The sequence below is a fragment of the Burkholderia sp. AU33803 genome (assembly GCF_002223095.1).
Lineage (GTDB): Bacteria > Pseudomonadota > Gammaproteobacteria > Burkholderiales > Burkholderiaceae > Burkholderia.
In genome coordinates, this window is record NZ_NKFJ01000009.1 from 227,162 (window position 1) to 254,047 (window position 26,886).

The 26,886-nt window shown below is 66.8% G+C and carries 29 protein-coding genes; 15 read left to right on the forward strand and 14 right to left on the reverse strand.

Going from position 1 to position 26,886, the window contains the following annotated elements; translation table 11 throughout:
• Positions 1-51: 51 nt before the first annotated feature.
• Together CFB41_RS35630 and CFB41_RS35635 are read left to right on the forward strand one after the other, a co-directional pair.
• On the forward strand, positions 52-1,239 hold the full coding sequence (locus tag CFB41_RS35630; protein ID WP_089460135.1) for a M20 aminoacylase family protein: 1,188 nt from the start codon (positions 52-54) through the stop codon (positions 1,237-1,239).
• A gap of 81 nt (positions 1,240-1,320) precedes the next feature.
• Positions 1,321-2,205: a GNAT family N-acetyltransferase gene (locus tag CFB41_RS35635; RefSeq protein WP_256941385.1), complete on the forward strand. Its 885-nt coding sequence runs from the start codon at positions 1,321-1,323 to the stop codon at positions 2,203-2,205.
• 70 nt (positions 2,206-2,275) lie between these two features.
• On the opposite strand, the gene CFB41_RS35640 is transcribed toward CFB41_RS35635, so the two are convergent.
• The 5 genes from CFB41_RS35640 to CFB41_RS35660 all read right to left on the reverse strand — a co-directional run bounded on the left by CFB41_RS35640 (position 2,276) and on the right by CFB41_RS35660 (position 6,859).
• Positions 2,276-2,680 (reverse strand): cupin domain-containing protein, encoded by a 405-nt coding sequence (locus CFB41_RS35640; protein WP_089459928.1) that lies wholly within the window; start codon positions 2,678-2,680, stop codon positions 2,276-2,278.
• Positions 2,681-2,684: 4 nt separating this feature from the next.
• Positions 2,685-3,164: a carboxymuconolactone decarboxylase family protein gene (locus CFB41_RS35645; protein WP_089460136.1), complete on the reverse strand. Its 480-nt coding sequence runs from the start codon at positions 3,162-3,164 to the stop codon at positions 2,685-2,687.
• Positions 3,165-3,370: 206 nt separating this feature from the next.
• Positions 3,371-4,372: a bestrophin family protein gene (locus tag CFB41_RS35650; protein ID WP_089459929.1), complete on the reverse strand. Its 1,002-nt coding sequence runs from the start codon at positions 4,370-4,372 to the stop codon at positions 3,371-3,373.
• Positions 4,373-4,494: 122 nt separating this feature from the next.
• Entirely contained in the window at positions 4,495-4,995 is a 501-nt protein-coding gene (locus CFB41_RS35655; protein ID WP_089459930.1) for an Ohr family peroxiredoxin, read from the reverse strand.
• A 304-nt stretch (positions 4,996-5,299) separates the two neighbouring features.
• A complete protein-coding gene (locus CFB41_RS35660; RefSeq protein ID WP_089459931.1) occupies positions 5,300-6,859 on the reverse strand; it encodes a PLP-dependent aminotransferase family protein in 1,560 nt (519 codons plus the stop codon).
• Positions 6,860-7,064: 205 nt separating this feature from the next.
• On the opposite strand from CFB41_RS35660, the gene CFB41_RS35665 reads away from it, so the two are divergent.
• The 4 genes from CFB41_RS35665 to CFB41_RS35685 all read left to right on the forward strand — a co-directional run bounded on the left by CFB41_RS35665 (position 7,065) and on the right by CFB41_RS35685 (position 11,772).
• A complete protein-coding gene (locus CFB41_RS35665) occupies positions 7,065-7,808 on the forward strand; it encodes an SDR family oxidoreductase (protein WP_089459932.1) in 744 nt (247 codons plus the stop codon).
• Between the two features lie 80 nt (positions 7,809-7,888).
• On the forward strand, positions 7,889-8,926 hold the full coding sequence (locus tag CFB41_RS35670; protein WP_089459933.1) for a LysR family transcriptional regulator: 1,038 nt from the start codon (positions 7,889-7,891) through the stop codon (positions 8,924-8,926).
• A gap of 515 nt (positions 8,927-9,441) precedes the next feature.
• Entirely contained in the window at positions 9,442-10,116 is a 675-nt protein-coding gene (locus CFB41_RS35675; RefSeq protein ID WP_089460137.1) for a lytic polysaccharide monooxygenase, read from the forward strand.
• Between the two features lie 549 nt (positions 10,117-10,665).
• Positions 10,666-11,772: a chitinase gene (locus CFB41_RS35685; protein WP_373558644.1), complete on the forward strand. Its 1,107-nt coding sequence runs from the start codon at positions 10,666-10,668 to the stop codon at positions 11,770-11,772.
• Between the two features lie 163 nt (positions 11,773-11,935).
• Here CFB41_RS35685 and CFB41_RS35690 read toward each other — a convergent pair whose 3' ends face one another.
• The gene (locus CFB41_RS35690; RefSeq protein ID WP_089459935.1) at positions 11,936-12,937 is read right to left on the reverse strand and encodes a fatty acid desaturase; all 1,002 of its coding nucleotides are present in this window, start codon (positions 12,935-12,937) and stop codon (positions 11,936-11,938) included.
• 56 nt (positions 12,938-12,993) lie between these two features.
• On the reverse strand, positions 12,994-13,953 hold the full coding sequence (locus CFB41_RS35695; protein WP_256941386.1) for a hypothetical protein: 960 nt from the start codon (positions 13,951-13,953) through the stop codon (positions 12,994-12,996).
• 766 nt (positions 13,954-14,719) lie between these two features.
• On the opposite strand from CFB41_RS35695, the gene CFB41_RS35700 reads away from it, so the two are divergent.
• From CFB41_RS35700 to CFB41_RS35730, 7 genes are all read left to right on the forward strand, one after another.
• Positions 14,720-15,601: an endo alpha-1,4 polygalactosaminidase gene (locus CFB41_RS35700; protein ID WP_179250314.1), complete on the forward strand. Its 882-nt coding sequence runs from the start codon at positions 14,720-14,722 to the stop codon at positions 15,599-15,601.
• Between the two features lie 328 nt (positions 15,602-15,929).
• Positions 15,930-16,403: a hypothetical protein gene (locus tag CFB41_RS35705; RefSeq protein ID WP_089459938.1), complete on the forward strand. Its 474-nt coding sequence runs from the start codon at positions 15,930-15,932 to the stop codon at positions 16,401-16,403.
• Positions 16,404-16,546: 143 nt separating this feature from the next.
• Positions 16,547-17,017: a universal stress protein gene (locus CFB41_RS35710; RefSeq protein WP_089459939.1), complete on the forward strand. Its 471-nt coding sequence runs from the start codon at positions 16,547-16,549 to the stop codon at positions 17,015-17,017.
• A gap of 65 nt (positions 17,018-17,082) precedes the next feature.
• The gene (locus CFB41_RS35715; protein WP_089459940.1) at positions 17,083-17,358 is read left to right on the forward strand and encodes a DUF1488 domain-containing protein; all 276 of its coding nucleotides are present in this window, start codon (positions 17,083-17,085) and stop codon (positions 17,356-17,358) included.
• Positions 17,359-17,538: 180 nt separating this feature from the next.
• The gene (locus CFB41_RS35720) at positions 17,539-17,973 is read left to right on the forward strand and encodes an Hsp20/alpha crystallin family protein (RefSeq protein WP_089459941.1); all 435 of its coding nucleotides are present in this window, start codon (positions 17,539-17,541) and stop codon (positions 17,971-17,973) included.
• 257 nt (positions 17,974-18,230) lie between these two features.
• The gene (locus tag CFB41_RS35725; protein ID WP_089460139.1) at positions 18,231-18,881 is read left to right on the forward strand and encodes a BON domain-containing protein; all 651 of its coding nucleotides are present in this window, start codon (positions 18,231-18,233) and stop codon (positions 18,879-18,881) included.
• A 50-nt stretch (positions 18,882-18,931) separates the two neighbouring features.
• Positions 18,932-19,171: a hypothetical protein gene (locus CFB41_RS35730; protein WP_089459942.1), complete on the forward strand. Its 240-nt coding sequence runs from the start codon at positions 18,932-18,934 to the stop codon at positions 19,169-19,171.
• Positions 19,172-19,281: 110 nt separating this feature from the next.
• On the opposite strand, the gene CFB41_RS35735 is transcribed toward CFB41_RS35730, so the two are convergent.
• From CFB41_RS35735 to CFB41_RS35745, 3 genes are read right to left on the reverse strand one after another with little or no spacing between them, the layout of a single operon-like run.
• The gene (locus CFB41_RS35735; protein ID WP_089459943.1) at positions 19,282-20,301 is read right to left on the reverse strand and encodes an LOG family protein; all 1,020 of its coding nucleotides are present in this window, start codon (positions 20,299-20,301) and stop codon (positions 19,282-19,284) included.
• Between the two features lie 22 nt (positions 20,302-20,323).
• Positions 20,324-20,659, reverse strand: a complete 336-nt coding sequence (locus CFB41_RS35740; protein WP_089459944.1) for a c-type cytochrome — start codon at positions 20,657-20,659, stop codon at positions 20,324-20,326.
• Between the two features lie 45 nt (positions 20,660-20,704).
• Positions 20,705-21,706, reverse strand: coding sequence for a nitroreductase family protein (locus CFB41_RS35745; RefSeq protein WP_089459945.1), 1,002 nt, complete (start codon positions 21,704-21,706; stop codon positions 20,705-20,707).
• Between the two features lie 174 nt (positions 21,707-21,880).
• Here CFB41_RS35745 and CFB41_RS35750 point away from each other — a divergent pair, with 174 nt between their 5' ends.
• Positions 21,881-22,870 (forward strand): zinc-dependent alcohol dehydrogenase family protein, encoded by a 990-nt coding sequence (locus tag CFB41_RS35750; RefSeq protein WP_089459946.1) that lies wholly within the window; start codon positions 21,881-21,883, stop codon positions 22,868-22,870.
• Positions 22,871-22,902: 32 nt separating this feature from the next.
• On the opposite strand, the gene fnr is transcribed toward CFB41_RS35750, so the two are convergent.
• Entirely contained in the window at positions 22,903-23,676 is a 774-nt protein-coding gene (gene fnr, locus CFB41_RS35755; RefSeq protein WP_089459947.1) for a fumarate/nitrate reduction transcriptional regulator Fnr, read from the reverse strand.
• 337 nt (positions 23,677-24,013) lie between these two features.
• Positions 24,014-24,661, reverse strand: coding sequence for a response regulator transcription factor (locus tag CFB41_RS35760; RefSeq protein WP_089459948.1), 648 nt, complete (start codon positions 24,659-24,661; stop codon positions 24,014-24,016).
• 323 nt (positions 24,662-24,984) lie between these two features.
• Here CFB41_RS35760 and CFB41_RS35765 point away from each other — a divergent pair, with 323 nt between their 5' ends.
• The gene (locus CFB41_RS35765) at positions 24,985-25,455 is read left to right on the forward strand and encodes a universal stress protein (RefSeq protein WP_089459949.1); all 471 of its coding nucleotides are present in this window, start codon (positions 24,985-24,987) and stop codon (positions 25,453-25,455) included.
• Positions 25,456-25,503: 48 nt separating this feature from the next.
• Here CFB41_RS35765 and CFB41_RS35770 read toward each other — a convergent pair whose 3' ends face one another.
• Positions 25,504-26,337: a universal stress protein gene (locus tag CFB41_RS35770; protein ID WP_089459950.1), complete on the reverse strand. Its 834-nt coding sequence runs from the start codon at positions 26,335-26,337 to the stop codon at positions 25,504-25,506.
• Positions 26,334-26,837 (reverse strand): universal stress protein, encoded by a 504-nt coding sequence (locus CFB41_RS35775; protein ID WP_089443932.1) that lies wholly within the window; start codon positions 26,835-26,837, stop codon positions 26,334-26,336. The genes CFB41_RS35770 and CFB41_RS35775 overlap by 4 nt, the downstream gene beginning before the upstream one ends.
• Between the last annotated feature and the right edge of the window lie 49 nt (positions 26,838-26,886).

Consider the following 26,886-nt stretch of genomic DNA (forward strand, 5'->3'; position numbering starts at 1 on the left):
CCGGCGGTACAGTTGGAAGCCCGCTACTTTCCGAAGGTGCCGAAATTGGAACTGGATCACCCCGTCATTCCCGACCCGTTGCTGCAAGCGCATCACGCGCACTGGGCGAAGCTGCGCCGCGACCTGCATGCGCATCCCGAATTGCGATTCGAAGAACACCGGACGGCCGACGTCGTCGCGAGCGAGCTCGAAGCGCTCGGCTATGCGGTGTCGCGCGGGCTGGGCGGCACGGGCGTCGTCGCGAGCCTGCCAGGCGCCGATCCGGCGCGCGGGATCGTGCTGCGCGCCGATCTGGACGCACTGCCGATCCACGAAGCCAATGATTTTGCGCATGCGTCGTGTACGCACGGGATCATGCATGCGTGCGGCCATGACGGCCATACCGTGATGCTGCTCGGCGCCGCACGCGTGCTGAAGGAGCTGCCGCAGTTGCCCGGCACCGTCCATTTCGTGTTCCAGCCGGGCGAAGAGGGCGGCGCGGGCGCACGCAGGATGATCGACGACGGGCTGTTCGAGCAGTTCCCGACGGAGGCGGTATTCGGCATGCACAACTGGCCCGGGTTGCCGGCCGGGCATTTCGGGTTGCGCACGGGCCCGATCATGGCCGCCGGCTCGCGCTTCAGGATCACGGTGACGGGCAAGGGCGCGCACGCGGCGCAGCCGCACCTGGGCATCGATCCGGTGCCGCTCGCCTGCTCGATGGTGCTGCAATGTCAGACCATCGCCGCGCGGCACAAGGATCCGGTGGATCCCGCGGTCATCTCCGTCTGCATGTTCCATGCGGGCACGACGGACAACGTGATTCCCGACACCGCCGAGCTGCGCGGCACGATCCGCACGCTGTCGTCGGCCTTGCAGCAGAAGCTGCAGCACGACGTGCGGCTCGCGTGCGAGGCGCTGGCGAGTGCCTATGGCGCGCAGGTCGACGTGGAGTTTTTCCAGTACTACCCGGCGACGGTCAACACGCCGGCCGAGACGGCGCTGTGCGAAGCGGTGATTCGCGACACGTTCGGCGACGCGCGCTTGGCCCGCGACGTGCCGCCGAACATGACGTCCGAGGATTTCGGTTTCATGCTGGAGGAGCGGCCGGGCGCTTACGTGCTGATCGGCAATGCGCAGGACGGCGCGAGCGCACCGGCGCTGCACCACCCGAAATACGACTTCAACGACGAGATCATTCCGGCTGGCGTCCGCTATTGGATCGCGTTGGCGCAGCACTACTTCGCGCGATCGCGATGATGCGCGCAGCCGGCATTGAAGTCGGGCCGCCGTGCGCGACGACACTTTTATAAAGACTGCTTGATGAAACAGGACAACGAAATGAACGATTCCGACACGATGCCGGCGCTTCGCTACCGGCGCTTCACTGCCGCGGACGTCCCTGCGGCCCATGCGCTGACCGTCGCGCTTCGCTGGCCGTTCAGGGCGGAAGACTGGCAGTTTTCCGCGGACACGTCGACCGCATTCGCGGCCGAGGAAAACGGCGTGGTGATCGGCACGGCGATGTGCTGGAAGTACGGTGCCGATCGCGCTGCGATCGGGCATGTGATCGTGTCCGACGCGCATCAGGGGCGGGGCATCGGCCGCAAGCTGATGGAGCTGCTCATCGACGAACTGGGGCCGCGCGTCACGTTCCTGCATGCGACGCCGGCCGGTCGGCCGCTGTACGAGAAGCTGGGTTTCAACGTGTGCGGCTCGCTGGGCCAGTATCAGGGGAACGTGGTGCGGCCGGCCGCCGTGGTTCTGCCCGAAGGCGTGCGGCTGCGCGCCGGAACGCCGGCCGACTGGCCGCGCCTCGTCGAGCTGGACGCGCGCGCGTCCGGCCTCCAGCGCGATGCGTTGATGGCCGCGCTGTTCCAGCGTGGTGAAAGCGTCGTGCTCGAACGCGATGGCGAGGTGGTCGGGTTTTCGGTGCTGCGGCGCTTCGGGCGCGGCGACGTGATCGGCCCGGTGGCCGCACCGCGCGCGAGCGACGATGCGTATGCGAAGGCGCTCGTCGGCCATTGGCTGACGCAACGGGAAGGCGAATTCGTCCGCATCGACGTGCCGGACGGGACCAGTCTGCCGGACTGGCTGGCCGAACAAGGTTTGGCGCGGGTCGATACGTGTTCGAAGATGGTGCGCAACGCGCCCGCCGCAGCGCATGAAGGGCCGGCCGACCCGGCCTGCGGGCAGTACGCGCTCGTCAGTCAGGCGATGTTGTAGTCCGCGGCGACGCCCGCGGGTTCGCCTCGCGCGCCCGGCCCGGCGTTGCCGGGCCCAGGCGGCGATCGCTTTACTTCACCGGCGTGAGAACCGGCGCGCCCTTGTTCTTGAGCAGCATCACGACGAATTTTGCCGGCTTCGTGCTGCTGGCGTTTCGTCCAACCGTGTGCACGTCGTCCGGTCCTTCATGGTACGTGTCGCCGGCATGGAGCGTGACCGTTTTCCCGCCGTTCAGGCCCATCACGATGCTGCCTTCGAGCACGTAGACGAAGGCATGAGCATCGTGGCGATGCACGGGATCGACGGCCCCGGGCGGATAGTCCACGACGATCATTTCCACTTCCTTGCCCGGGTACTCGGGTAACGGCTCCGTGGTCAGTTGCGTCACCGTGGCGTGCGGGGCGGCGGCGGCCGGCTGAACGGGGGCCAGGAGCGACAGCGCGAGCGGAGCAAGCGCGAGCATGAGGCGTTTCATGTCGTTACTCCAGGTTGGCCTTGTCGAGCCCGAACATCTTGTCGAACGAGCCGGGCACGACGCGGAAGGCGACGTTCAGCCGGTTCCAGCAGTTGATGGCGCCCACGAGGAAGGTGAGATCCGACAGTTCCTTCTCGGAATAGTGGCCCCGCACGCGTTCGTAGAGCTCGTCGGGCACGCCGTGCGACGGGATCTGCGTCAGCGCTTCGGTCCAGGCGAGCGCGGCGCGCTCGCGCGGCGAGAACAGCGTCGACTCGCGCCAGATCGAGACGTGATGCAGGCGCAGTTCGCGCTCGCCGTGGATCTTTGCCATCTTGGTGTGCATGTCGACGCAGAACGCGCAGCCGTTGAGCTGCGACGCGCGAATCTCGACGAGCTCACGGATCGGCGTCTCGATCGTCGTCTTCTGAAACAGTCCGTCGAGTTCGACGAGCTTCTTGGTCAGCTCCGGCGATTGCTGGAAGTAGTTGATACGTTGCGTAATGATCAGTTCTCCTGAAATGTGGAATGTGGAATCGCGACTGCCGGCCCTGCATGTGGCGCCCCACGCACGGCCTGCCTGACGACATCGTAATCGCGGGCCCCGCGGGCCAGTAGTGCCCGGCAGGTGCGCATTCTGTTGCCGCTTCGGCACCAATCCATGTCGGGGGCGCGGTCGATCTCAACCGCAGCGGGAAGGCGCACGGTTCGCTACAGCGCGATGATCGTTTCGCCGCACGGCGCGCCCGCATGTTCCCCGAGCATCGCCCCGAGATCGCGTTCGATCGTGCCGCACAGCGTCGAAATGGGCACGTCGTTCGCGCCACCCTCGAACGGGTTCTCGGTACTCTCGCCGACCTGGTCGAGCGAGGTGTACATCCACGACACCGCGACACTGCACGGCACCACCAGCCAGACCATGTAGCCGTGCATGAAACCGCTCACGCCGTCGTTCAGACGGTTGAACTCGTTCAGCAAACCGAACGGAAGGGACAGGCAGAAGAACCGGACGAACAGCGAGCTGACGGTCGCGTACTGGCGCGGATACGGGAAATTCTTGAAACGCTCCGCGCGCGACTGGAGGTCGGTGAAATCTCCGATCGTCTTGTGCAGGTCCATGTAGAAGCTCGTCTCGAGGCGGCCGGCCGTGTGCAGCATCGTGAGCGTACGGCGTTGCAGGCTCAGCACGAACGTCGCGATCGACGCGGACGCGCACGCCTGTGCCGCTTCGGACGGTGACAGGTACGCCGGGAGCAGCTCCCGGATGTCCTTCTCCCACTCCGGCACGCGATAGGACCGGCGGTACTCCGCGTTGTAGCGCTTGTTCGTGCTTTCCCAGACGCGCGGGCGGCGCAAGTCGTAGCGCAGCGCGGTGAGCCACGCAAGGTGGCGATAGACGAGGGTTCGCGCGACCTCTTCGTCGCCGACGAAGTCCTGCACGACCTGGCCCCAGCGACGGCTTTTGCTCAGGACACCGATCCAGATGTCCAGCGCGTCCGCGGCGCGGTTGTACGTCTGGACATTCTTGAAGCCGACGATGAACGACGTCGCGGTGCCGAGCAGCGCCACGATCGTCAGCGGGATCGACAGCCATCTGACCGAAAAGAACGTGTACAGGACGACCGGGACGGCCCCGAAAACGACGAGCTCGTAAACTTTCCAGCGCGTCCAGATCAGGAATTCCGCCAGCTTGTAGGATTTTCCGAGATGCATGTCGTTGGCCTCATCGAGGACTCAGCGGGGCGCGAGACGCGCAGCGGGGCGGCCACGCACGAGGCGACGGCGGCGAAGGCAGGCGGCGGACCGGGCGGCGCCGCCGCACGGTGCGCGTCGGGTCAGTCGACGACGGTCACGAGATTGATGGCGCCCTGCCTGGCCATCTTGGCGTACGGACACAGGCGCTCCGCGGCGCGCACCCGCTCTTCGGCGATGCTGCGCTCGACGCCGGGCATCCGGACGCGAACCTCGAAGATCAATGCATGACCGCCGTCCATCGGATCACGGCCGAACGCAACCCGCACCTCCACGACGGTCTCGGCCGGCGCCGTGCCGGCGCGTTGCTCGAGCAGGTTCAGCGCGCCGTGAAAGCACGCGGCGTAGCCGGCGGCGAGCAGCTGTTCGGGATTGGTGCCGCCGCCCGGGCCGCCGAGTTCGGCGGGCAGGCGCAGCTCGAGGGCGAGGCTGCCGTCGTCGGAGCGAACGACGCCCGACGCGCGGCCGTGTCCCGTCTCGCCGCCGGTCACGGTGACGCTCGTCGTATAGAGCGGCTGAAACGCGTGGCCCCGATACCGGTCGAGGAGGGAAAGCGGAGGGGCCTGGAGCTTCTTGTCGTCCATGATGCGTGCTCGAGTTCAGCGCCGCTTCGATTCCCGGTCAGTCGTGTGTCGAAGCGTGTGGCGAACGGGGCGGCGCGGCCCCGGGCAGATAGTGTCGCGAGGGACGCGTGGCGCGACGAACGATCGCACGAGCGTTGCGGCGATCTTCCGGTGCGGCGCGATCCCTGGCGGGTCTCCGGGAAAAGACGCCTCCATGCTAGAGGAGCACGATCGGCGGCGGTACGGCCGTCCCGGGCGATTCAATGTTGCCCTTCGGGCACCAATCGGGATCGTGACGCGACGCCCGGGCGTTGCGCGCCGCGCGTCAGCGGTCCAGGCAGGCGCGCAGCGTTCGCGCGTGACGCTGCGCGTCGTCCGCGTCGACGATGTTCGCGAACCCGATGACGAGGCCGCGCGGCGTTTGCCGCGTGTGGCTGTTCGTGTACCAGATCGACAGCGGCAGGACTGCCAGGCCGGCGCCGCGCGCGCGGGCAGCGACGGCGACGTCGTCGACCGGTCCGTCGGGCCCGTCGGTGAACTGCACCGCGAACTGGATGCCGCCCGCCGGCAATTCGACGATCAGCCGCTCGCCGAACGCCTGCCGCAGCGCGTGCACGATCAGCATGCGGCGCTCGCCGTACAGCGCGCGCATCCGCTTCAGGTGCCGCGCGAAGTGACCCTGCTCGATGAAGTCGGCGAGGGCGGCCTGCAGGAGGGGCGGCGAACCGGCATTCATGCTGCACGCCACGCGCTCGACGCGCTCTACCGCGCGCTCGGGCACGACCGCGTAGGCGAGCCGCAGGCCGGGATACATCGCCTTGCTGAAGGTGCTGCAATAGATCACGTGATCGCGTCGGTCAAGGCTCTTCAGCGCCGGCAGCGGGCGGCCGAGATAACGAAACTCGCTGTCGTAGTCGTCCTCGACGATCCACCCCGACGTCCTGGCGGCCCAGTCCAGCAGTGCGATGCGGCGGGACAGCGACAGCGTATGCCCGAGCGGGCTCTGATGCGACGGCGTCACCAGCGCGAAGCGGGCTTGCGGGTCCAGCTGCATGCCGCGCGCGACGTCGATCCCTTCGTCGTCCACCGGCACGGGGACGAGCTGCACGCCGGTCTCGGACAGGAAGCCGCGGGCGAGCAGATAGCCGGGATCCTCGAACCACACGCGGTCGTTCGCCCGTGCGAGGCTGCGCAGCATGAGTTCCAGCGTGGCGCGGTAGCCGCCGGTGACGAAGACCTGGTCCGGCACGCAGGTCACGCCGCGCGACAGCGTCAGATAGGTGGCGATGTGTTCGCGCAGCGGCCGGTAGCCGGCCGGATTCGGATAGCCGAGCAGCGCACGTTCGCCGCTGCGCGCGCGCAACGACACGAGCCGGTGCCAGACCTTGCGCGGAAACGCGTCGAGCGCCGGGAGCCCGGGTTGCAGCGGGCTCGGCTCGCCGCTCATCGCGACGGCGATCGGCTGCGGGCGCGGCGGCGGCAGGAGGTCGGCGGGCGGGGCCGGCGGGGCCGCCGTGGCCGCCGGGGCCGACGGGGTCGACGCCCGAGGCGGACTCGCCGGTTCGCCGGGCCGGTTCGGCGGCGTACCGGTGCGTGGCGGCGACGCCCGGGTCAGCGAGAGCGGCAGGGACGGCGAGACGAACGTGCCTGCCGCGCCGCGCATCTGCAGATAGCCCTCGTCGACCAGGATCGTATAGGCCTGTTCGACGGTGCCGCGCGCCGTGTTCAGTTGCGTCGCCAGGCCGCGCAGCGCGGGTACCCGGTCGCCGGGGCGCAGGTGGCCGGCGGCGATCGCGGCCCTGAACCGCTCGCAAATCTGCAGATAAAGCGGCAACTGGTGCTGCCGGTCGATTTCGATGGTCAGCGGAAGGGTGGGCTCGGACATCACGGCTTCTCAGGTCACGCACGCAGGGACAGGATCGGATCCAGCTTGGACTAGTCCGATCGCCGATTCTTGGCACTGATGGATAGGACATGATTCTTCCACAATTGCGTCACGCGATGCGACGGACATGGCCGCCTTCTCCGGATCCGGCACCCGCCAAGCCCAGTCGCATTCCCGTCAAATCCAATCGTCAGGAGATTGTGCGATGAAAATCGTTGTCATCGGTGGTTCGGGCCGGATCGGCTCACGTGTCGTCACGCTGCTCGCCGAAGCAGGTCATCAGGCGCTGGCCGCCTCGCCGAGCACCGGCGTCAATACCGTCACGGGAGAGGGCCTGGCCGATGTATTGACGGACGCGGATGTCGTGGTGGACGTGGTGAACGCGCCGTCGTGGGAGCCGCAGGCGGTACTGGATTTCTTCCGCACGGCCGCACGCAATCTCGGCAAGGCCGAAGTGGCTGCGGGCGTGCGCCATCACGTCGCGCTGTCGATCGTCGGCTGCGACCGGATGCCGGAGAACGGCTATTTCCTGGCCAAGGTCGCGCAGGAGCAGGCGATCGAAGCGGCGGGCGTGCCGTACACGATCGTGCGCGCGACGCAATTCATGGAATTCATCGGCGGGATTGCGGATTTCAGCACGCAAGTCGGCACGGTCCGCATCGGTGACGGCCTGTTTCAGCCGATCGCCGCGGAAGACGTATCGGCGCTCGTCGCGCAGGTCGCGCTGGCCGCGCCGCAGAACGGCACGGTCGAGATCGCGGGCCCGGATCGCGCGCCGTTCGCGGAGATCGTCGCGCGCTACCTGAAGTCGGTCGGCGATCCGCGCGCGGTGGTGACCGACCGCGACGCTCGCTACTACGGCGGGCGCGTCGAGGAAACCTCGCTGGTGCCGCTCGGGAATGCGCGACTCGGCCGCATCGGCCTCGACGCGTGGCTGGCGCGAGGCTGATTCGCGTTCGCACGGGTGACGGTTCGCAGGCGCCCGCGGATCGCGGGCAATCGGAATGATTGGTATGGGGGCAGCGGGAAATGAATCATTCGGAACCATCGGAGTACGGCGTGCGGCGCGACCTGGCCGGTCGTGCCGCTGCCCTGTCGGCGAGCTTTGGCGCGAGCTATGCGGGCATCCTGGCATTCGTTGCCGTGGCGAGCGAGGGCAGCTTCACCAAGGCCGCCGAACGGCTCGGCGTCGGGCGCCCGGCCGTGAGCCGGAACGTCCAGAAGCTCGAGGCGCAACTGAGCACGCGGCTGTTCCAGCGGACCACGCGCACGACCGAACTGACGTGCGAGGGCCGGCGCTTCTACGAGAACTGCCATCAGGGCGTGGCGCAGATCGTGGAAGCCATGAACGACATGCTCGAGTTGCGGCAGGGGCCGCCGCGCGGCCTCATTCGCATCAGCTCGGCCGTGGGCTTCGGCAGGAAGATCGTGGCGCCGCTGCTGGCAAAATTCACGGACGCGTACCCGGACATCGACATCGACCTGCTGCTCGACGACCGGCCGATCGACCTGGTGTCCGAGCGGATCGACGTGTCGTTCCGCAACGGGCGCATCGAGGATTCCAGCATCATCGCGCGCCAATTGATTCCGATGCAGATGGCGCTCTGCGCGGCGCCGTCGTACGTGGCGACGCACGGGCTTCCGCAGCGCCTGGAAGACCTCGACCGGCACACGTGCATCAATTTCAGGTTCGCGAGCGGACGCCTGTTCGAATGGGAGTTCAATGTCGACGGCCGCCCGCAGAAGTACCTGCCGACCTCGCGCCTCACGTTCAACGACACGGACCTGGTACTGCGCGCAGTGTTGAACGGCGCGGGCATTGCACAGTTGGCGGGCTACCAGATCCGCGACCATCTCGCATCGAAGGCGCTCGTCGTCGCGCTGGCGAAGCATGTGCCGGAAGATCGCGGCCACTACATTTGCTATCTGAGCCGGCAACACCTGCCGACGCGCATCCGCATCTTCGTCGACTTCATGACCGAGCAGATTCGCGCGCTCGACCTGAACTGCATGACGCAGTTCAACCGGGAGCTCACGGTTGCGGCATCGACGGGATTGGCTGCTTGAAGCATTCAGGGCTTGGGGGAAGCGGGCGGCCCGCCGGTTTCCATCGAATTCTTCCACTGGTCACGATTCTTTCATCGGTCGAAGCAGCGACGAACCACGCAGGGCAAGTCGAGTGCGTAAAGCCGCCTGCCGAATGATCGATAACGGTGTTTTAATGAATGGGCGGTTTATTCAATGTCGCGCAATTAAAGTCGAGACAAAACCGGCTGAAATTCAAAACGAATCGGACGTTTGATCAAAATTAAAAAACGATCAATACGGAACGTTTATTTTTCCGGTTTTTGCGGATAAGGTTCGGTTCGGTGAAAGTGATTTGTCAGAAAACGCGGCGATTCATCATCGCGTGCCGCGGTTTCATCGGGTGGCCGCTTTTGCCGATCAGTGTGCGCGACGCCGTGTCGACAGGAACGCCCTGCCGGGGATCCTGCGGCAGGCCCGTCACGCATCTATCCGTTCCGACATCGATGTCATGAGGGCCCATGAACAAGATCATCCGCAGATACGTTGCTTCCGTGATGCCACGCTCGTTGACCGGCCTGGCACTGCTGGTCGCCGCGGCCGGTGCTCACGCGCACGGCCGTTTGACCGAACCGCCTTCGCGTATCGTGCTGTGCACGCAAGGGCAGAATCCGAACTGTCATGTCGACGCCTGGCACGCGAACGCGATGGAGAACGGCAAGTTCTTCCCCGCGACGCAAAGCGGCCTGTCCGATCCGTTCGCGCCGGCCGACGCGAAGAATGCCGCACCGCCGCCGGACGGCGAAATCGCCGGCGCCAGCACGAACGGCCCGCTGCCCGTGCTGAACGAGCAGTCGCCGAGCCGCTGGCAGAAGATCCCGCTGCGGCCGGGTGCGTTGCAGAATTTCAAATGGGAATTCAGCGCCGTGCACAAGACGCGTCGCTGGAACTACTTCATTACTCGCGCCGACTGGAACCCGTCGCAAAAGCTGACGCGCGCGCAGTTCGAGCCCACGCCGTTCTGCACGATCCAGAATCCCGGCCAGCCTTACTGGGATCCGAACGCGAACCTGGTGCCCCAGCAGCCGACCATTCATCAATGCCGGTTGCCGGTGCGTAGCGGTTACCACGTCATCCTCGCGGTGTGGGAAGTCGCGGATACGGCGATGGCGTTCTATCAGGTCGTCGACGCGACGTTCACCAACGGCGATACGACACGCAGCCCGTTCTGATACGGCGGCGACATGACACGCCCGGCGATGCCCGGGCGTCATGAACGGAAGAACACCGCTCAAGCGCGCGGATGCGCTCGTCAACCGACCGGGCCGTGTCCCGCTCGGCTTGCCGAAGCAGCCCCATCATTGCCCCTCCGCCCACCCGCGCGACGCCGTCGTACGACCGGATCGCATCGCCTGAATTTCATCGATTTGAACAATCAGTCGGATGGCTGCGAGCTACCCGTTTGAATGATCGCATCGCGACAATTGCAATAGGGCGATGCGATCGCGTGAATATTTCGGGTTTCGATATGGATGGAAATAATCGATTCCAGGGTTGATGCCCGATGATTATGTAGTATAACAAATCGAAGTGCTGGCGCTGAACTGAAGGATCACTACATCGTCCGTCGAATTGTTTTACGTCGTTGAGATAAAGACGGAATCAATATCGGAATTTGTCTTCAAGTGGCAATTTTGTCAGGTTGATTTCTTTTGAACTCGACCTGGGCGGAGCGTTGTCAATCGAAAGGGGAAATCATGAGCCAGGCCGGAATCGAGGGTATGAAAATGAAGCGCAACCAGCCAACCGGAATCATGCGGCGATCGACCTTGAAGGGCGCGCTGGCGCTTCTGCTGGCAGGGTCGTTGTTAGGCGCCGGCACCGGCGCTGCTACGGCGGGCGGGACGGTTACCGGCACGGCGCCGGCATTCGTCTATAGCCCGTACAAGGACGCGACGATTTCGATGAACTGGAACACCAACGTCATCTCGACGAACGTCACGGGTCAGCTGAGCCCGGTGCTGTCGGTGCTGCCAACCGGTGTCCGTACGCTGACGCTCGCGTTCGCGACCGGTGAATGCGGCAGCGAGAACTGGGCGGGCGTCGACGGCGGCGCGATGGCGGCAGCCAATGTGCCGCTGTTCACCGCGGCCAACGTGAATTACGTGATTTCGACCGGCGGCGCGGCCGGCATGTTCACGTGCGGGACGGATGCGGGGATGGCGGCCTTCATCGATCGTTATGCATCGAGCAACCTGATCGGGATCGATTTCGATATCGAGGGCGGGCAGACGCAACAGGTGATCAACGATCTCGTCCAGCGCGTGGCTGTCGCCCAGCAGAAATATCCCGGCCTGCGCTTCAGCTTTACGCTTGCGACGCTGGCCCCTTCCCAGCAAGGCGCGACCACGGCCAGCTCGTGGGGTGCCAGCGCCCCCGACAGCTTCAACATCTACGGTGACTGGGTCATGCAGGCGATCCAGGCGGCTGGCCTGAAGAACTACACCATCGACCTGATGACGATGGACTACGGGTCGGCTAGCGCGGGGAACTGCGTGGTCGCGAACGGCACCTGCCAGATGGGACAGTCGGCGATCCAGGCGGCGATGAACCTGCACGATCACTGGGGCGTGCCGTACAACCAGATCGAGCTGACGCCGATGATCGGCGGCAACGATGTGGTCGGCGAAACCTTTACGCCGGCGGACGCGGACACCGTCGCGCAGTTCGCGAAACAGAACGGTCTCGCGGGTGTCCACTTCTGGTCGTTCGACCGCGACGTCGATTGTCCGCCCGGCGCCGCCTCGTCGACGTGCAATTCGATCGGCGGTGTCGGTACGCTTGGTTATGCGAACCGGTTTGCCAACCGCCTGTCGTCCGGCCGGTGAACGAAGCCCCACAGCGGAGGAGACCATGCGGGCCGTCTGCATCAGCATCATTGCGACGACGTTTCCCATGGTCTCCGATTGCCGCGACCGGCAACCGGAGGCATCGCCGGTGTCGAGAGCCGGGCCGCCGGCACTCGGCGGATACGCTCGCCGGGGCGGCGCGTCAGCGTCCGCCCTGGGACGACGCGCCACGCTTGTCGAAGAAGTGCCCCATCAGTTCGAGCAGCGGCCGGCGTCGCTTGGTCACGGCGAATGCCCACTCGTGGGTCTGGCGCGGTGCCTCGGCCGTCGAGACGGCATCGAGCAGACGTTGTGCGCGCGGCAGGTCGTACCACGGCAACCAGGGGTACGCATGATGGGCGACGTGAAGGTTGAAATTCAGGATCACCCAGCGTGACCAGAGCGGAACGTTGGCGCAGCTGTGCGATACCACGTCCTGCTCCCAGAGCGGCGGGCGTGCCGCGTCGTCGGCCAGCAGCGGGATCTCGGCGTGATGCGGAAGGTTGAGCAGTTCGACGGCCATCAGCAACACGACCCACAGGATCGTCGAGAACGCGATGAGGCTGCCGAGCACGCCCGCACGATACGCCAGCGCGCCGACCGCCGCGTAACCGGCCAGGTAGAGCGCGCCGAACGCGATCTCGCTATTCGATTTCGCGCGATGCGCGGGCGTGTCGCGGTGCAGGAACGGTGCGATCCAGTGGCTGAGGAAATGATTGAACGCCATCATCGGGATCCAGTGCCGCCAGATGAATTCGAGCGTACGCGCGCCGCTTTCCGTCATCACGGAAAACTTCTGGATCATCTTGCGGTTCTCCGGATCCCGTGTCGGGTGCGCGGTCCACGCGTGATGGCCCAGGTGCGATCTGCGCCGCGGCAGGTACGGCAACCCGATGATCCATCCGCAGAGATGGCCGATGGCCTCGTTGCACGCGCGCGAACGCGATGCGGCGTTGTGCAGTGCCTCGTGCATGATCAGATAGAGGTGAATCAGCGCGAGCATGGCGAGGACGAGCGCGGCGATGCGTCCGGGCCCGCCGGCGAGCCAGAGCACCCATGCAGCGGCAAGCAATGCGACATCGGCGCACCCGAGCGCGAGCGTCAGGTGTCCCGTGGGTCCGTTCGGCAATGTCGCCTTGACCGAGCGCCATTCGTCTTGGGTCATGTGCTACCTCGATTGAGTGGATTGATGGGGAGCGCGGCGCGTGGCCGGCGCGGATGTCAGGTGGACAGGATGCGTTGGCCGATCTCGCGGTAGGCGGCATCGAGCACGTCGATGTGTGCGTCGAGTCCGTTCTTGCTCGCGAAGCCGTGGTCCCGCCGGGCGAGCAGCAGGCAGTCGTAGCGCGCGCCGCGGCTCCAGTGCCACGCCGGCAAATAGGCCGTGATGCGGAATCCGGCGTCGAGCATCGCCTTGACCAGGGTCAGCTTGTCGGCGAGCACGATCGCGCCGACATAGGTCGTCGTGCCGCGCCGTTTCAGGAAACGCAGCAGATCGGCCGTGACGTCGCGCTCGGTCATGTACGGGCCGCCGGCATGCTGGCAGAGATAGATCGCATCGGCCCGCTCGTCGACACGAAACGTGAAGTCGTCCGCGCACTCGTACCCATGCCCCCAGAAACAGGTATCGGGATACGGTGCGGGCGTTCCGGCGACACCGAGCGGTTCGAAGATCGCGCTGCGCAGAACGTCGGATTCGCGGAAGATCGGCGAGAGCGGCAGGCAATGTTTGAAGCGCGGCGAGCGGAATGTCTCGAGCGCGATGACGTGATGTTCACGCACGCCGTGCGCGCTGTCGGGTGACCCGTCGTGTCCGACCACGACGCCGTCGAGATGACGCAGCAACGCACGCAGCGCGATATCGGTGCGGGCAATCGCGAACGCCAGGTCGTGATCCGCGGCCGGCAGCGTGTCGATCGCGGATTGCATCAGCGCCGACAGGACGCCCAGATGACGATGGTGCCGCGAAATCATCGCGCGGCCGTATTCCCACGAGCGATTCTGCGCGTTGTAGCTGACGCTCATGCAACCGATCGTCGCGTGCGTCTCCTCTTCGGCGACGAACCACAGTTCCGATTTGTTCGAGACGGCGCGCCTCACGTAGCCTGCATCGAGACAGGGGTGCGACGAGTCGCCGTATTCCCGTTCGAACAGCGCGCAGATTCCCGATGTGTCCGACACCGTTCCGCGGCGTATCCGGAGTGGCCGGTGGCGGGCGCCGTTGGGCTCGACGCGGTTCCCGCCTGCGGTGCTGCCATCATTTGAATTCATCGCCTTGCTTGCCCTGGTGAGGGTGGATGGTTGCGCGAATCGGGAGGCGACCCGCGCATCGTCGGCGACGACTTTAATTATCCTTACGTTTGATTGTCAAACAAATTCAAGCGATTTATTCATTGTTGATTTCATTTGAATGATGAGGGTGATGGTTGTCGAAAATGAGCGCGACGTCATGAAGAGAATGGCTGGTGTCGGCTTGTGTGGCGGGGCTCGCTGAGAGTGTATCGCGTCGTCATAAACTGGATTGACGAGATGAATGTGGTATCCGAGAATTACCTTCGTAAATTGAATAATTAATTGGAGTGATTGAATTGATGTAAACAAAAATATCGTGACATCGGTTCCATTTTTTGGTTTTGGAAAACAAAGATGTTTTATTTTTTCTTTTGATGCGATAACGGTGTTCAATGTAAAAACTTCGATTTTTGCCGGTTGCGGTCGCCACGCATCGGCGGTGCTCGACCATCACGAAGTTGACGGCTTGCCGGCGCCCACCAGGCCCACAAAAATCGACAAATCGGAACAGATGGGCGCAGTGTTCCCGCCTACCATCCGCACGTACCTCGCGCATTCGCGCACCATCGCAGTATCGGCAGAGGCATCGCCCGCGTTCCGCTGCACGTATCTCCCTCGCATCCTGACAAGCCGCCCAACAGGCAAAGGATTCGCCATGTCCTCCAGATCGCTCGCGTCATTCGTGCTGATGCTGCTGCTCGCGGCGTGCGGCGGCGACTCGGATTCGTCCGCGCCCGGCAGCGCATTCGCGGCCACCTCCGTGCGCGCATCGCAGACCACAACGTGGAAACCGCTCGTGCCGGGCACGAGCTGGCAATGGCAGATCGACGGCAACCGGATCAACGAGACGGTGCTGGACGGCGTGAACAACCCGCGCAAGATGTTCGATGTCGACATGGAGCTGACCGATGCCGGCACGATCCAGCGCCTGAAGGCGAAGGGCATCTATGTCGTCTGCTACATGGAGGTGGGCGGGCGCGAGGACACGCGTGGCGACGCCGGCAAGTTTCCGGACAGCGTGCTCGGCAATCCCGTCGAGGGATACGAGGATCACGAACGCTGGCTGGACATTCGCCAGACCACGATCCTGATGCCGCTGATGCTGGCGCGGCTCGACCAGGCGAAGAAAAAGGGCTGCGACGGCATCGAGCCGGACCTCGACGACAGCTATCGCCAGGAAACCGGCTTTCCGCTGACGCGCGACGATCAGCTGCGGTACAACACGGCGTTGATCGCCGCCGCGCACGATCGCGGGATGTCGATGGGCCTCAAGAACGGTTCGGGTATCGCCGCCGCGATGGCGAAAGTGGCCGACTGGGCGCTCAACGAGCAATGCAACAGGTTCCACGAGTGCGGCGACTACGCGAGCTTCGTCGCGCTGAACAAGGCCGTGTTCAATGTCGAGTACACGCGCCCGGACGGCATGACGCTCGCGGCGTTCTGCCCGGCGGACAACCAGGCCAATTTCGACGGCATTCTGAAACTGTCGAGCGACACGCTGGCGGCGCTGCCGCGCGCGGCGTGCCGGTTCGAGTGAACGGCGGCGCGCGTCGCCGCGTGCGATCGCACCGGCCGCGCTGACGACACGGGCATCGCGACTGCGCGCACGGACGGGGGCGTGCGCGCAGGCGTCGGTGCGGCATCGACGGCATGCCGGTTCGCGGCCCGCATCGCCCGGGCCGGCCATTGACGCAGGTCAACCCCATTCCTCATGCAAGCCATACAGTCGAGTCGAACGCTCGCGCGATGCCGCACGCGACTGCGCACCGCATGCGGGATGGCGGCGACGACGGGGCCGGACTCGCGCCGGGCGTGTTCATGCCGCCCACTGGCGGGCGGAACGCGATGCGTTGCGGGGCAGGGTGATGAACCAACGGTTATGGGCGCTCGGCGTGGTGCTTGCATTGAGCGCGTGCGCCGGCGCGGAACGGAACGCGGCCTTCCGCGCGACGGAAACGCAGTTGTTCGCGACGCGCCAGGCCGCGGTGCTGCAGTGTTCGACGCGTGCCGAATGCGACCGTGCATGGCACTTCGCACGCCGCTACGTCGAAGCGCATTCGTCGACCCGGATCACGCGCGCCGATGCGGAGACGATCGAAACGGCGGCGCCGTTTCTGGCCGGAGAAGTGTATCTGTGGGCCTCCCGTACGACGTCGGGCGGCGCGTCGGTCATCCGGCTCAAGGCGATGTGCAAGGGCATGTACGACAGCGACGGCGGCCCGGGCTGGCGGTACGACGCGTGCGCGACGAAGATCCTCGACATCGAGCGGGGCTTCCGATCGTACGGGAACCCCGCGCGTTCGTCGGACGCGCCGACGGCGCCCGTCGTGCCGCGATGATCCGGCGTCGCGCGCCCACTCGCGTGCCGGTTTCCGCATGATTTCGAACCGTTGACCTCCGTCAACGCCTGCTTCCGGCGAACGCCGATGATGAAAACCAGGCCGAACGCCGCCGGCGCATCGGTTCATCCAGCGAGGTCGGTATGTATACGAACATCATGGTCGCCGTGGACGGTAGCCCTTCATCGCAACGCGCGCTCGACGAGGGCCTGAAGGTGGCGCGCTCGCACGGTGCGCGCCTGTTCGCCGTTTTCGTCGTCGACAAGTCGCTGATGATCACGTTCGGCGGACGGATGGACCCGGATGCATTGCTGGACGAGATCCGGCGCGATGGCGCGTCGGTCCTGCGACACGTGGAACGAACCATCGCGCACGCGACAGTCAATGGCGAGACGGAACTCCTGGAGACCGAGATCGGCGAGAGTGTCGCCGAACGGCTGCAGCGCTACGTCGTCGAGCGGTCGATCGATCTCGCGGTGGTCGGCACCCACGGGCGGCGCGGGGTCCGACGGCTGTTCCTCGGCAGCGTCGCCGAACGGTTCCTGCGCGGATCGAGCTGCCCGGTCCTGCTCGTGCGCGGCAGCGACGCCGCACCGGCCGCGGCGGCAGCTTAGGGCCGCCATGCACGGGGCGCCGCCAGCCGGCGCCTGCCCGTGCGCAACCTGCCGAGGTGCCCATCATGCATATTTCCTTTCCTTCCGAACATCCGACGTATTGCGGCCTGGATCCGGCGCTGACCTTTCCGGCGCTGGTCGAAGGCCGCCGCGTGCATTGCGCGATCACCGCTGCGGCGCTGGAGGATCACTTCCGCGCGGCGTCGCCGCGCGAACAGGATCTGGTGGAGGCGTTCGCCCGCCACCGTCCCGCGATCGAGCGCGCCGCACGCTGCCTGCTCGAGGAGATGGGCGGCCGGCCGATCCTGCTCCACAGCGGCTATTTCCGGTTCTGCACGTGAGCGCCCGCGGCCGTTGACGCGCATCAAGCGCGTGCCGATACGGGCAGTTACGCTGGAATCCTGATGATCGTTCGTCCGTTGCGCGGCACACGGTGCCGCGCCAATCCGGTCTTCGTCATGGCGTCGCGCGGGCGGGACGAACGCGCGGCCCGCCTGTCTATCGTTGAAGGAGTACGAACCATGAGCAATGTCACGCGTTACGATCCGTTTGCGATCGAACCCGTCGCCGACCTGTTTCAGGGGCTGTTCAGGCCGCTGCGCGGGATGACGCTGACGGACGAGCCCGACCTGGCCTCGATGAAGATCGACGTGACGGAAAGCGACAAGGCGTACCAGGTCAACGCGGAACTGCCGGGCGTCGCCAAGGACGACATCGACGTCCAGGTGACGGGCAGCACCGTCTCGATCCACGCGAAAGTCGAGCGCAACCAGGAACAGAAGGAGGGCGAACGCGTGATCCGCCGCGAGCGCTACAGCGGCGCGATCAGCCGTTCGTTCTCGCTGTCGGGCGAGATCGACGACGCGAACGCAACGGCGACTTACCAGGACGGCGTGCTGTCGCTGACGCTGCCGAAGAAGGCGCCGGTCGCACAGAAGAAACTGGCCATCAGCTGATCGGACGGCCGGCAGCGGGCGATGCGGGCACGCGTCGTCCGAACGGAGCTATCGGCGCGCGGCGCGATCCGCGCGCCGTTTCATTGAGGCGGTCGCGCGAACGCCTGCGCATTCGATCCGGTGCCGCCGGCGCGGGCGCGCTCCGTCTGCGCGTCGGGCGGCGTCCGTTGACCTGCGTCAGCGCTCCCTCGCCGCGCGTGTGCAAATCTGGAGACGTGCGGCGCACAGGCGCGCCGCGGCTCACGGGAGTGCAGGCGATGAAGACCGACAAGCAGTTGAAGCAGGACGTTCAGGACGAACTGGAATCCGACCCGGCGATCGACGCGACACGTATCGGTGTCGAGGTCGTCGACCGGATCGTGACGCTCTCGGGTCATCCGCCGAGCTATGCGGAGAAACTGGCGATCGAGCGGGCGGCGAACCGCGTGGCCGGCGTCAAGGCGCTCGTCGTCGACATGACCGTGCATCTGCCGGACGACGACGTCCGCACCGACGAGGACATCGCGAACGCGGTGCGTTCGGTGCTGCACTGGACGGTCGGGTTGCACGACGACGCGGTGAAGGTGCAGGTCGAACACGGCTGGATCACGCTGTCCGGCAGGGTCGAATGGGCCTATCAGAGCCATCTGGCCGTGCGGGCGATCTCGCAGATGCGCAGCGTGACCGGCGTGACCGACCATATCGCGGTGCAGGGGGCGATCGGCTCGGCCGACATCGGCGGCAACATCAAGCGCGCGATCATGCGCCATGCGGAGCGCGAGGCGAAGCACATCGCGATCGAGGTGCGCGACGGCACGGTGCGGCTGTCCGGCAAGGTCGGCTCGTTCTCCGAGCGCAAGGCCGTACGCGGGGCGGCATGGTCGGCGCGCGGCGTGCGCGCCGTCGTCGACGACCTGGTCGTCGAGTAACGCCGGCAAGCGGCGACCGGATGCGCAATCCGCGCGGAAGGGGGAGTCAAATGACACTGTCAGGCGAGGTACACGATGCGGACTGGTCGGTGGCGGTCGAGACGATCGCCGCCGGAACGGGCGGCTACCGTTGCAGGATCCACGTGACGCTGGTGTCGGCGGACGGCGCGTGCGAGCGTACGTTCGCGCACAGCCGGACCCACGACACCGAGCGCGAAGCCGCGATCGACGGGCTGCGCGCCGGGATGACGTGGGTCGAGATGAGGAAGTCGAACATGTTCACGGTCTGAAGCCGCGGCGGTCGTGAACGCGTTGCCTGAGTGGCGATGTTTCGTTCGTCATCCGATGCAGTCGATGCCGCATCGCGTGTGCATCGACCGGCCTGACCGTCAGACCGCGATCACGGGCGGCGTGCGGCGGCGCGGCGCGAGCGACGGGTGCGCCGCCGCGCATACCAGTCGCCGATCGCGCGCCAGATGTCGGGAGCGGATTCGCAGTACGTGAACAGGTCGAGATCGCGGCGGTCGATCATCCCTTCGTCCGCGAGGAAGGCCAGGTCCACCGCGCGGCGCCAGTACGCTTCGCCGACGAGGATGACCGGCAGCGGCGGGATCTTGCGCGTCTGCAGCAGCGTCAGGACTTCGAACAGCTCGTCGAACGTGCCGTAGCCGCCGGGGAAGAATACCGCCGCCTTCGCGCGTTCGAGCAGGTGCAGCTTGCGGATCGCGAAATAGTGAAACCGGAAGCAGAGACCGGGCGTGATGTACGGATTCGGCGCCTGTTCGCGCGGCAGCTCGATGTTGAAGCCGATGCTCGGCGCGCCGCGCTCGTATGCGCCGCGATTCGCGGCCTCCATGATGCCGGGGCCGCCGCCGGTGACGACGGCGAGCCGCGCGGCGCGCGTGCACCGGTCGGCGTGGCCGACGATGCGCCCGAATTCGCGCGCGACGCGGTAATACACGCTGTGCTCGACGAGCCGGCTCGCCGCCGCGACGGCGTGACGCCGGCCCGCATCGTGCGGACGCGCTGCCAGCAGGCGATTGGCCTCGTTCAGCCGCGCGTTCGCGACGGCCGGGGCAACGATGCGCGTGCTGCCGTAGATCACGACGGCATGGCCGATGCGTTCGTTCTGCAGGCGTTCCTCCGCCTTCCAGTAGTCGAGTTGCAGCCGGATGCCGCGCATGCCCGTGCGCTGCAGGACGGTGGCATCGTCGTCGGCGGGCGTGCGGTTCGGGCGGTTGGCGAGACGCGGCGCGCGATGCGGGATGCGCTGGTCGCGGTCGTCGCCGACGATCGCATCGGGCCGCGTGCGTGCGCGTTTGCCGCGCGTGTCCCCCGCCGTCAGGCCGGCGGCGGTACGGCGGCGCACTCCGCCTCGACGAGCGATACCGGCGGGAACGCGTTTGACGACGGTCGACATGAGCGGCTGGCTGGCGGGCCGGTTACTGGCTGAGCACCCACTGCACCAGCTGGTGCGCGTCGTCGGCGGACAGCGGGCCGCCGCGATCCTCGGCGGACGGCATCGGCGTGTCGCCCCAGTGCACGTGGCCGCCGGCGCGCAGCTTGCGTTCCAGTTCAGGCGCGGCCGCCGGATCGCCGCGGTAGCGCTGCGCGATGTCGTGGAACGACGGCCCGAGGAACGTCATGTCGGACGTATGGCAGAACATGCAGTGCTGCGCATTGACGAGATCGGTCGGCTCGGGCACGGCCGTTTGCGCGGCGGCAAGGTGCGCCGCCGTGACGGTCACGCAGAAGGCGGCGTAACGCAGAAAGCTCATGATATTTCCTCGTCCGGATCGGAAAGGCAGCGCCGCCGGGCGCGCTCACGAAACGACTTCGTCGAGCGGGCGGCGCGGCGAGTGCGGCGTATGCGGGCCGCGCCCGACCCGCAGCAGCAACTGCGGCTCGCCGTGCAGCCCGAGCATGTGACGCAGGTGGGCGCGCAGCCCGGCCGTCTCGATCGGCTGGTTCAGGTACGACGCGGTATAGCCCGCACGCGTCGCGACGAGCAGGACGCGCTCCAGCGCCTGTCCGGCGGCGAGCCACGCGTCGCGATCGTCGCGCACGGTCGAGATGCAGACGACCAGCGGCGATGCGCCGACGAGCTGGTGATGCAGCGCGGCCAACCCGTTGCCGAGATCGAAGGTCCGCACCGCCATCGTCACGACGGGCGCCGCGAAATCCAGCAGCGTCGGCACGCCGGCCGCGAACGCCGGCATGCCGTCGGCGTGCCGGCGCGGATCGATCCAGCTCGCCAGTTCGCGCCTGAAGCGCGGGTCGGCGAACTGGTGCTGATCGGCCTCCGCGACCAGCTCGGCCACCCGTGCGCGGTGCGCGATCGAGTCGACGCAGGTGATCTCCGCGCCTTCCGCGACGCCGGCCGCGATCAGCGCCTGCTGAAGGTCGTCCGGCACGGCCGTCGAGTCGAACGGCGCGCGCGTCGTGACGCGCTCCGGAATCGCATCGAACAGCGCGCCGAGCGACGCGTCGGAATAGCCGTCGTCGCACACCCGGACCAGCGCGAGCAGATCGGGATCGATGTCGGACGGAAACGTGCTGATCGTGTGGGCGAGCCCGGCGTGATCGAGCGCGACGCGCAGGTTGAGCAGGGCCGCGCCGCAGCTGATGATCAGCTCGCGATCGAACGGATCGATGACGGGCAATGCGCGCACACGATCCGCGCAGACCGCGATCGTGGGGCCGTCGACGATGAACCGCCACGGCTGCGAATTGTGGCTGGACGGGGCCAGCACCGCGTAGGCCAGCAGCGACCTCAGATGCGCTTCAGGGTGGGCGCTTGCGGCTAGTGGGGGAACGGATACCATTCGATCATCTCCTGGTCGCCACACGTCGGGCGTGATGCCACTTCATCGTGTCAGCAACCGCCCGTCCGCCGTTGACCCACATCAAGCGCGCGTCACCGGGCCGTGCGTTCGCGACGCGCAGCGACTAGCGTGGAGAGGTGAAGCGCACGCACCGGCGCGCGCGAGGAGGCGAGCATGCTTGCGATGATGTTTGACGGCACGACACCGCATTTGCGCGAGGCGCGCGTGCCGGACCCGTTGCCGGCGGCGGGCCAGTTGCTGATCGACGTACACGCATGCGGCGTCTGCCGGACGGATCTCCACGTCGTCGACGGCGAGCTCGCGCATCCGAAACTGCCGCTGATCCCGGGGCACGAAATCGTCGGCACGGTGCGCGCGCTCGGCGCGGGCGTGACGGGCTTCGCGGTGGGCGAGCGCGTCGGTGTGCCATGGCTCGGCTCGACCTGCGGCCATTGCGCGTACTGCGCGGCCGGCCGCGAGAATCTGTGCGACAGCCCGGGATTCACCGGCTATACGATCGACGGCGGCTACGCGGAGCGCACCGTCGCCGACCACCGCTATTGCGTGCATCTGCCGCGGCGCTACACCGATCTCGAAGCCGCGCCGCTGCTGTGCGCGGGCCTGATCGGCTATCGAACCTTGCGCATGGCGGGCGATGCGCGCCGCATCGGCATCTACGGCTTCGGCGCGGCGGCGCATCTCGTCGCGCAGGTCGCGCATGCGGAGGGGCGCAAGGTGTTTGCGCTGACGAAGCCCGGCGATACCGTGGCGCAGCAGCTGGCGCGTTCGCTCGGTGCCGCGTGGGCCGGCGGCAGCGACGAAGCGCCGCCCGAGGCGCTCGACGCCGCGCTGATCTTCGCGCCGGTGGGCGCCCTGGTGCCGGCCGCGCTCCGCGCCGTCGACAAAGGCGGGACCGTCGTGTGCGGCGGCATTCACATGAGCGATATCCCGGGCTTTCCGTACGCGTGGCTGTGGGGCGAGCGCCGCATCGTGTCGGTCGCCAACCTGACACGTGCGGACGCGGTCGAATTCATGCGGGTCGCCGAGGCGATGCCGCTGCGGGTCGAGGCCGTGCGCTACGCGCTGACCGATGCGAACCGCGCGCTCGACGATCTGCGCGCAGGGCGTTTGTCCGGGGCGGCGGTACTCGCCGTGCGCGGCTGATGCGCGGGCCGCGCGCGTGGCCCGCAGCGAGGTCAGATTCGCCCGAGGCCTTCCGGGTCGACGATGCGGATCTGCTTGCCTTGCGCGGCGACGAGCCCCTTGTGCTGGAACTTCGACATCATGCGGCTGACCGTTTCGAGCTTCATCCCGAGATATTCGCCGATCTCGTCGCGCGTCATCCGCAGCACGAATTCGGCGGCTGAGTAGCCGCGCGCCTTGAAGCGCGTGGACAGGTTCAGCAGGAACGCGGCCACGCGCTGTTCGGCGGTCATCGTGCCGAGCAGCAGCATCAGCGCGGATTCGCGCACGATTTCGCCGCTCATCATCTGGTACACGTGATGCTGCATCGGCCGGACTTCGCGGCACATCTGCTCGAGCTGGCCGAACGGAATGATGCAGACGGTGCTGTCCTCGAGCGCGATCGCATCGCCGTTGTGGTGCCCGGTGTGCACGCCGTCGAGCCCGAGCGATTCGCCGACGATCTGGAAGCCGGTGATCTGCTCGTCGCCGTCGCGATGCATCACGATGGTCTTGAACGATCCGGTTCGGACTGCGTAGATGCTGTTGAACGCATCCCCCGCGCGAAACAGCGTTTCGCCGCGCCTGACGTGCCGCGTCGTGCAGATCATCGCGTCGACGCGCGCGAATTCGTCAGGAGAAAGGTCGGCCGGCATGCAGACGGTCCGCAACGCGCACGTCGAGCAACGGGACGCGGCGCGCTTCGGTTGGTCCGCCCGGTCGACGGAATGCAGCGGGATGAACGGGCGTAACGGCGTGGTCGGCGAAACTTCGGCAGGGCGCTGCATGATCGGCTCCAGTACGTTCAGGACGGCGACGAGCCGCCGTGGGCGGGATCGCGCGGGTGGTAGCGCCCGCGGCCCTGACGGTTGTCGCACTCATGGTGAAGAACCGCGCCGGACGAGCCGGGAGACCTGTCCCGACGGCGAGTGCCGCCTTTGCTCCGCGACGCGCGTGCTTGTTTTTCTTGATCTGGAGTATGGATGTTGCGCGGCGTCAAGGAAATCAGCAGCCATTGAAGATGCAGTAGGTCACATGGAAGTGATGTAGGCGGTTTCCTACACGGGTGCGGCATTCTGTCCAGGCGCGACGCGCGGGCGCACCGGTCGTGCGCCCGCGCCGCCGTCAGAGCTCGTCCGGGTCGTCGAACAGCTTGTGGCGCATCGCATAGCGCACGAGCGCCGTGTCGTTCGGCATTTGCATCTTCTCGAGAATCCGCGTCTTGTAGGTGCTGACCGTCTTGACGCTGACACAGAGCGCTTCCGCGATTTCGGAGATCGACTCGCCGATGGTGACGCGCCGGAACACGTCGAATTCACGGTCGGACAGCCGCTGGTGCGGCAGCAGATCGGTCGGCTCGTTCAGGCTTTGTGCGAACTGCTCGGCCATGGTCAGGCTGACGTAGACGCCGCCCGCCGCGATCTTGGTCAGCGCCGCGATCAGCTCGGCGCTCGCGCTCTCCTTGGTCATGTAGCCGGATGCGCCGGCGCGGAACGCGCGCACCGCGTATTGCTGCTCGGCGTGCATCGTCAGCACGAGGATCTGCAATGCCGGCTTCTCGTCCTTGATCTGCCTGATGAGTTCGACGCCGTTGCGGCCGGGCATCGACAGGTCGAGCACCAGCACGTTCGCGGGGGTATCCCGCACGCGCGCGATCGTGGACGTGCTGTCGCACGCTTCACCGGCGACCTCGAAGCCGCTGGCATTCTGCAGGATGTGCCGCAGACCGTCCCGGACGAGGGCGTGGTCGTCGGCAATGAGTACCCGGATCATGGCAATCCCTTCCTTGCCGGATCACGTGGCGCGGGCCACGCGGCGGCATGCGTCGATCATCGTCGCGGACCGGCGCGCTCGATCGTTCGATGGTGGCCGACGCCGATGACCGGACGATGTCCATCGTCGTCGGGGCCGGATCGGCACGGGGGTCCGGTTCGTCGATGCTCCGAAATTGTGCGCCGGTCGCCGGCGTTCGCCAATCGGGATCGATGCGGACTGCCGCCGTCGCGTGGGCTTGACCGGCATCAACCGGATCGCGTCGGCCGGCCCCAGACTGGTTCGGCAAGCCGGTCGATGCCGGGCAACGACAGGGAGGCGTCATGTACGCACGGATCTTCGCAGCACTGGACGGCAGCCGCGGTGCGCGGCTCGCGCTCGACGAGGCGATCGCGCTCGCCCGCCATTCAGGCGGCCTGATCGTCGCCGTGTGCGTGGTCTCGGACGCGCCACGACTGACGGACGTCGACCGCGGCTATCTCGACCCGCGCGATCCGGCGTGGCTGGATGCGGACAGGGCCGCGATCGCGGTGGCGGATGCAGAGGCCGCGTTTCGCCTGTGCGGCGTGCGCGGCATCGCGCACACGATCGACGCGTGCGGCGACGCGGTGTCGTCCGTGCTGGCGCGCGCTGCTGCGGAATGCGACGCGGACTTGATCGTGATGGGCACGCACGGGCGCCGCGGCATGCGCCGCGCGGTGCTCGGCAGCGTCGCCGAATCGCTGGTGCGCACCGCCGACCGGCCGGTGCTGGTCGTGCGGGAGGGGCGGGGCGCGTGCGCGGCCGTGTTGTGACGGAAGAGGGCAACCGCAGGCGGCTGCCCCTTCGTCATGCGTGCGGCGTCAGTGCGACAGCAGCACCGGCACCGTCATCGTCTCGAGGACGGTGCGCGTCGCACCGCCCAGCACGCGTTCGTGCATGCGCGCATGGCTGTACAGGCCCATTACCAGCAGATCGGCATGCAGGTCGGTCACCCGGTTCAGCAGCGTCGCGCCGACGCCGACCAACCGGTCGCGCGGCGTCGTCGAGAACGACGCGCGCACGCCATGCCGCTCGAGATACGCGGCGACGTCGACGCCCGGCGGCGTCTTGTCCGGATCGGGTTGGCCGTGCACGACCGTCTCGACGTTGACGAAGCGCGCGCGGGCCAGCAGCGGCAGCGCGTCGGCCATCACGCGGGCGGCCTCGCGCCCGCCGTCCCAGCCGATCAGCACGTTCTCGCCGATCGTTCGCACGTCGCCCGCGTAGGGCACGACGATCGCCGGACGGCCGCTGCCCATCACGATATCCTCGACGAAATGGCGCGCGACGTAGGTCATGCGATCGTCCGGGTCTTCCTGGCCGAGGATCAGCAGGTCGGCGTGGCGCGCGTGCAGAATCGCGGCGGCAGTTGCGTCGCCGGCCGGCGCCTGCCACTCGACGCTGCGCCCCGCGCGCTCGGCGGCCGTCAGGAATCTTTCTTCGGCCTCCTTGCGCCGCTGGTCGCACAGGCGTTCGTACACGGCCAGCTTCAGCGGTTCGTCGGGCCGCCGCAGCGGTTCGAAGAGATCCTGGCAGACCGCGTAGAGGCCGATCAGATGCGCATTCCAGCGCGCCGCGAGTTCGAGTGCGAGGTCGACGCGGGTCGCGCAGCGCGCGCTGTCGTCGAGGTGGACGAGCAGGGTCTTGTAGCTCATGACGGCTCCTTTTCGGTGGAGGCCGCGACGGTCTCGGCGGGTTTGCCGGACGGGCAGCCCGCCGGAATCATCAGCACCGGGCACGTGGCCAGCCGCAGCACGCGCTCGGCCACGCTGCCGAGGAAGAGGCGCTGAACGCCGCGCCGGCCGTGCGTGCCCATGATGATCAGGTCGGCCTCGATTTCGTTGGCAAGACTGACGATCCGGTGCGGGATGTCTTCGCCCGCCGGCGCGACGTTGGAGATCTGCGGCGTGCCGGCGACGTCGCGCGCCTTCAGGCGTCGCGCCGCGTCTTCGGTGACGCGCAGCCCTTCTTCACGAAAGGCGTCGACCAGGATCGACGGATCGTAGCCGTACATGTCGTAGGCCGGCACCAGGAAATCGACGACGTAGACGGGCGTCAGCCGCGCACCCGTCTCCGACGCGATGGCCAGCGCGGCGTCGAGGGCACGGGACGACGTGTCGCTGCCGTCGAGCGCAACCAGAATGTTCGAGTACATGGCATGTCCCTTGAACGGAAGTGGATGAAATCATCATCGGCGCGTGCGC

Excerpts from the sequence above, each read along its gene's own strand:
- CFB41_RS35665 (WP_089459932.1), top strand. The coding sequence starts at position 7,065 with ATGAAAATCGTTGTCATCGGTGGTTCGGGCCGGATCGGCTCACGTGTC.
- CFB41_RS35635 (WP_256941385.1), top strand. The coding sequence starts at position 1,321 with ATGAACGATTCCGACACGATGCCGGCGCTTCGCTACCGGCGCTTCACT.
- CFB41_RS35660 (WP_089459931.1), bottom strand. The coding sequence starts at position 6,859 with ATGTCCGAGCCCACCCTTCCGCTGACCATCGAAATCGACCGGCAGCAC.
- CFB41_RS35640 (WP_089459928.1), bottom strand. The coding sequence starts at position 2,680 with ATGAAACGCCTCATGCTCGCGCTTGCTCCGCTCGCGCTGTCGCTCCTG.
- CFB41_RS35760 (WP_089459948.1), bottom strand. The coding sequence starts at position 24,661 with ATGATCCGGGTACTCATTGCCGACGACCACGCCCTCGTCCGGGACGGT.
- CFB41_RS35770 (WP_089459950.1), bottom strand. The coding sequence starts at position 26,337 with ATGAGCTACAAGACCCTGCTCGTCCACCTCGACGACAGCGCGCGCTGC.
- CFB41_RS35735 (WP_089459943.1), bottom strand. The coding sequence starts at position 20,301 with ATGTCGACCGTCGTCAAACGCGTTCCCGCCGGTATCGCTCGTCGAGGC.
- CFB41_RS35705 (WP_089459938.1), top strand. The coding sequence starts at position 15,930 with ATGAACCAACGGTTATGGGCGCTCGGCGTGGTGCTTGCATTGAGCGCG.
- CFB41_RS35700 (WP_179250314.1), top strand. The coding sequence starts at position 14,720 with ATGTCCTCCAGATCGCTCGCGTCATTCGTGCTGATGCTGCTGCTCGCG.
- CFB41_RS35745 (WP_089459945.1), bottom strand. The coding sequence starts at position 21,706 with ATGGTATCCGTTCCCCCACTAGCCGCAAGCGCCCACCCTGAAGCGCAT.
- CFB41_RS35675 (WP_089460137.1), top strand. The coding sequence starts at position 9,442 with ATGCCACGCTCGTTGACCGGCCTGGCACTGCTGGTCGCCGCGGCCGGT.
- CFB41_RS35685 (WP_373558644.1), top strand. The coding sequence starts at position 10,666 with ATGAAAATGAAGCGCAACCAGCCAACCGGAATCATGCGGCGATCGACC.
- CFB41_RS35775 (WP_089443932.1), bottom strand. The coding sequence starts at position 26,837 with ATGTACTCGAACATTCTGGTTGCGCTCGACGGCAGCGACACGTCGTCC.
- fnr (WP_089459947.1), bottom strand. The coding sequence starts at position 23,676 with ATGCAGCGCCCTGCCGAAGTTTCGCCGACCACGCCGTTACGCCCGTTC.
- CFB41_RS35715 (WP_089459940.1), top strand. The coding sequence starts at position 17,083 with ATGCATATTTCCTTTCCTTCCGAACATCCGACGTATTGCGGCCTGGAT.
- CFB41_RS35730 (WP_089459942.1), top strand. The coding sequence starts at position 18,932 with ATGACACTGTCAGGCGAGGTACACGATGCGGACTGGTCGGTGGCGGTC.
- CFB41_RS35670 (WP_089459933.1), top strand. The coding sequence starts at position 7,889 with ATGAATCATTCGGAACCATCGGAGTACGGCGTGCGGCGCGACCTGGCC.
- CFB41_RS35750 (WP_089459946.1), top strand. The coding sequence starts at position 21,881 with ATGCTTGCGATGATGTTTGACGGCACGACACCGCATTTGCGCGAGGCG.
- CFB41_RS35740 (WP_089459944.1), bottom strand. The coding sequence starts at position 20,659 with ATGAGCTTTCTGCGTTACGCCGCCTTCTGCGTGACCGTCACGGCGGCG.
- CFB41_RS35690 (WP_089459935.1), bottom strand. The coding sequence starts at position 12,937 with ATGACCCAAGACGAATGGCGCTCGGTCAAGGCGACATTGCCGAACGGA.
- CFB41_RS35765 (WP_089459949.1), top strand. The coding sequence starts at position 24,985 with ATGTACGCACGGATCTTCGCAGCACTGGACGGCAGCCGCGGTGCGCGG.
- CFB41_RS35655 (WP_089459930.1), bottom strand. The coding sequence starts at position 4,995 with ATGGACGACAAGAAGCTCCAGGCCCCTCCGCTTTCCCTCCTCGACCGG.
- CFB41_RS35710 (WP_089459939.1), top strand. The coding sequence starts at position 16,547 with ATGTATACGAACATCATGGTCGCCGTGGACGGTAGCCCTTCATCGCAA.
- CFB41_RS35650 (WP_089459929.1), bottom strand. The coding sequence starts at position 4,372 with ATGCATCTCGGAAAATCCTACAAGCTGGCGGAATTCCTGATCTGGACG.
- CFB41_RS35725 (WP_089460139.1), top strand. The coding sequence starts at position 18,231 with ATGAAGACCGACAAGCAGTTGAAGCAGGACGTTCAGGACGAACTGGAA.
- CFB41_RS35720 (WP_089459941.1), top strand. The coding sequence starts at position 17,539 with ATGAGCAATGTCACGCGTTACGATCCGTTTGCGATCGAACCCGTCGCC.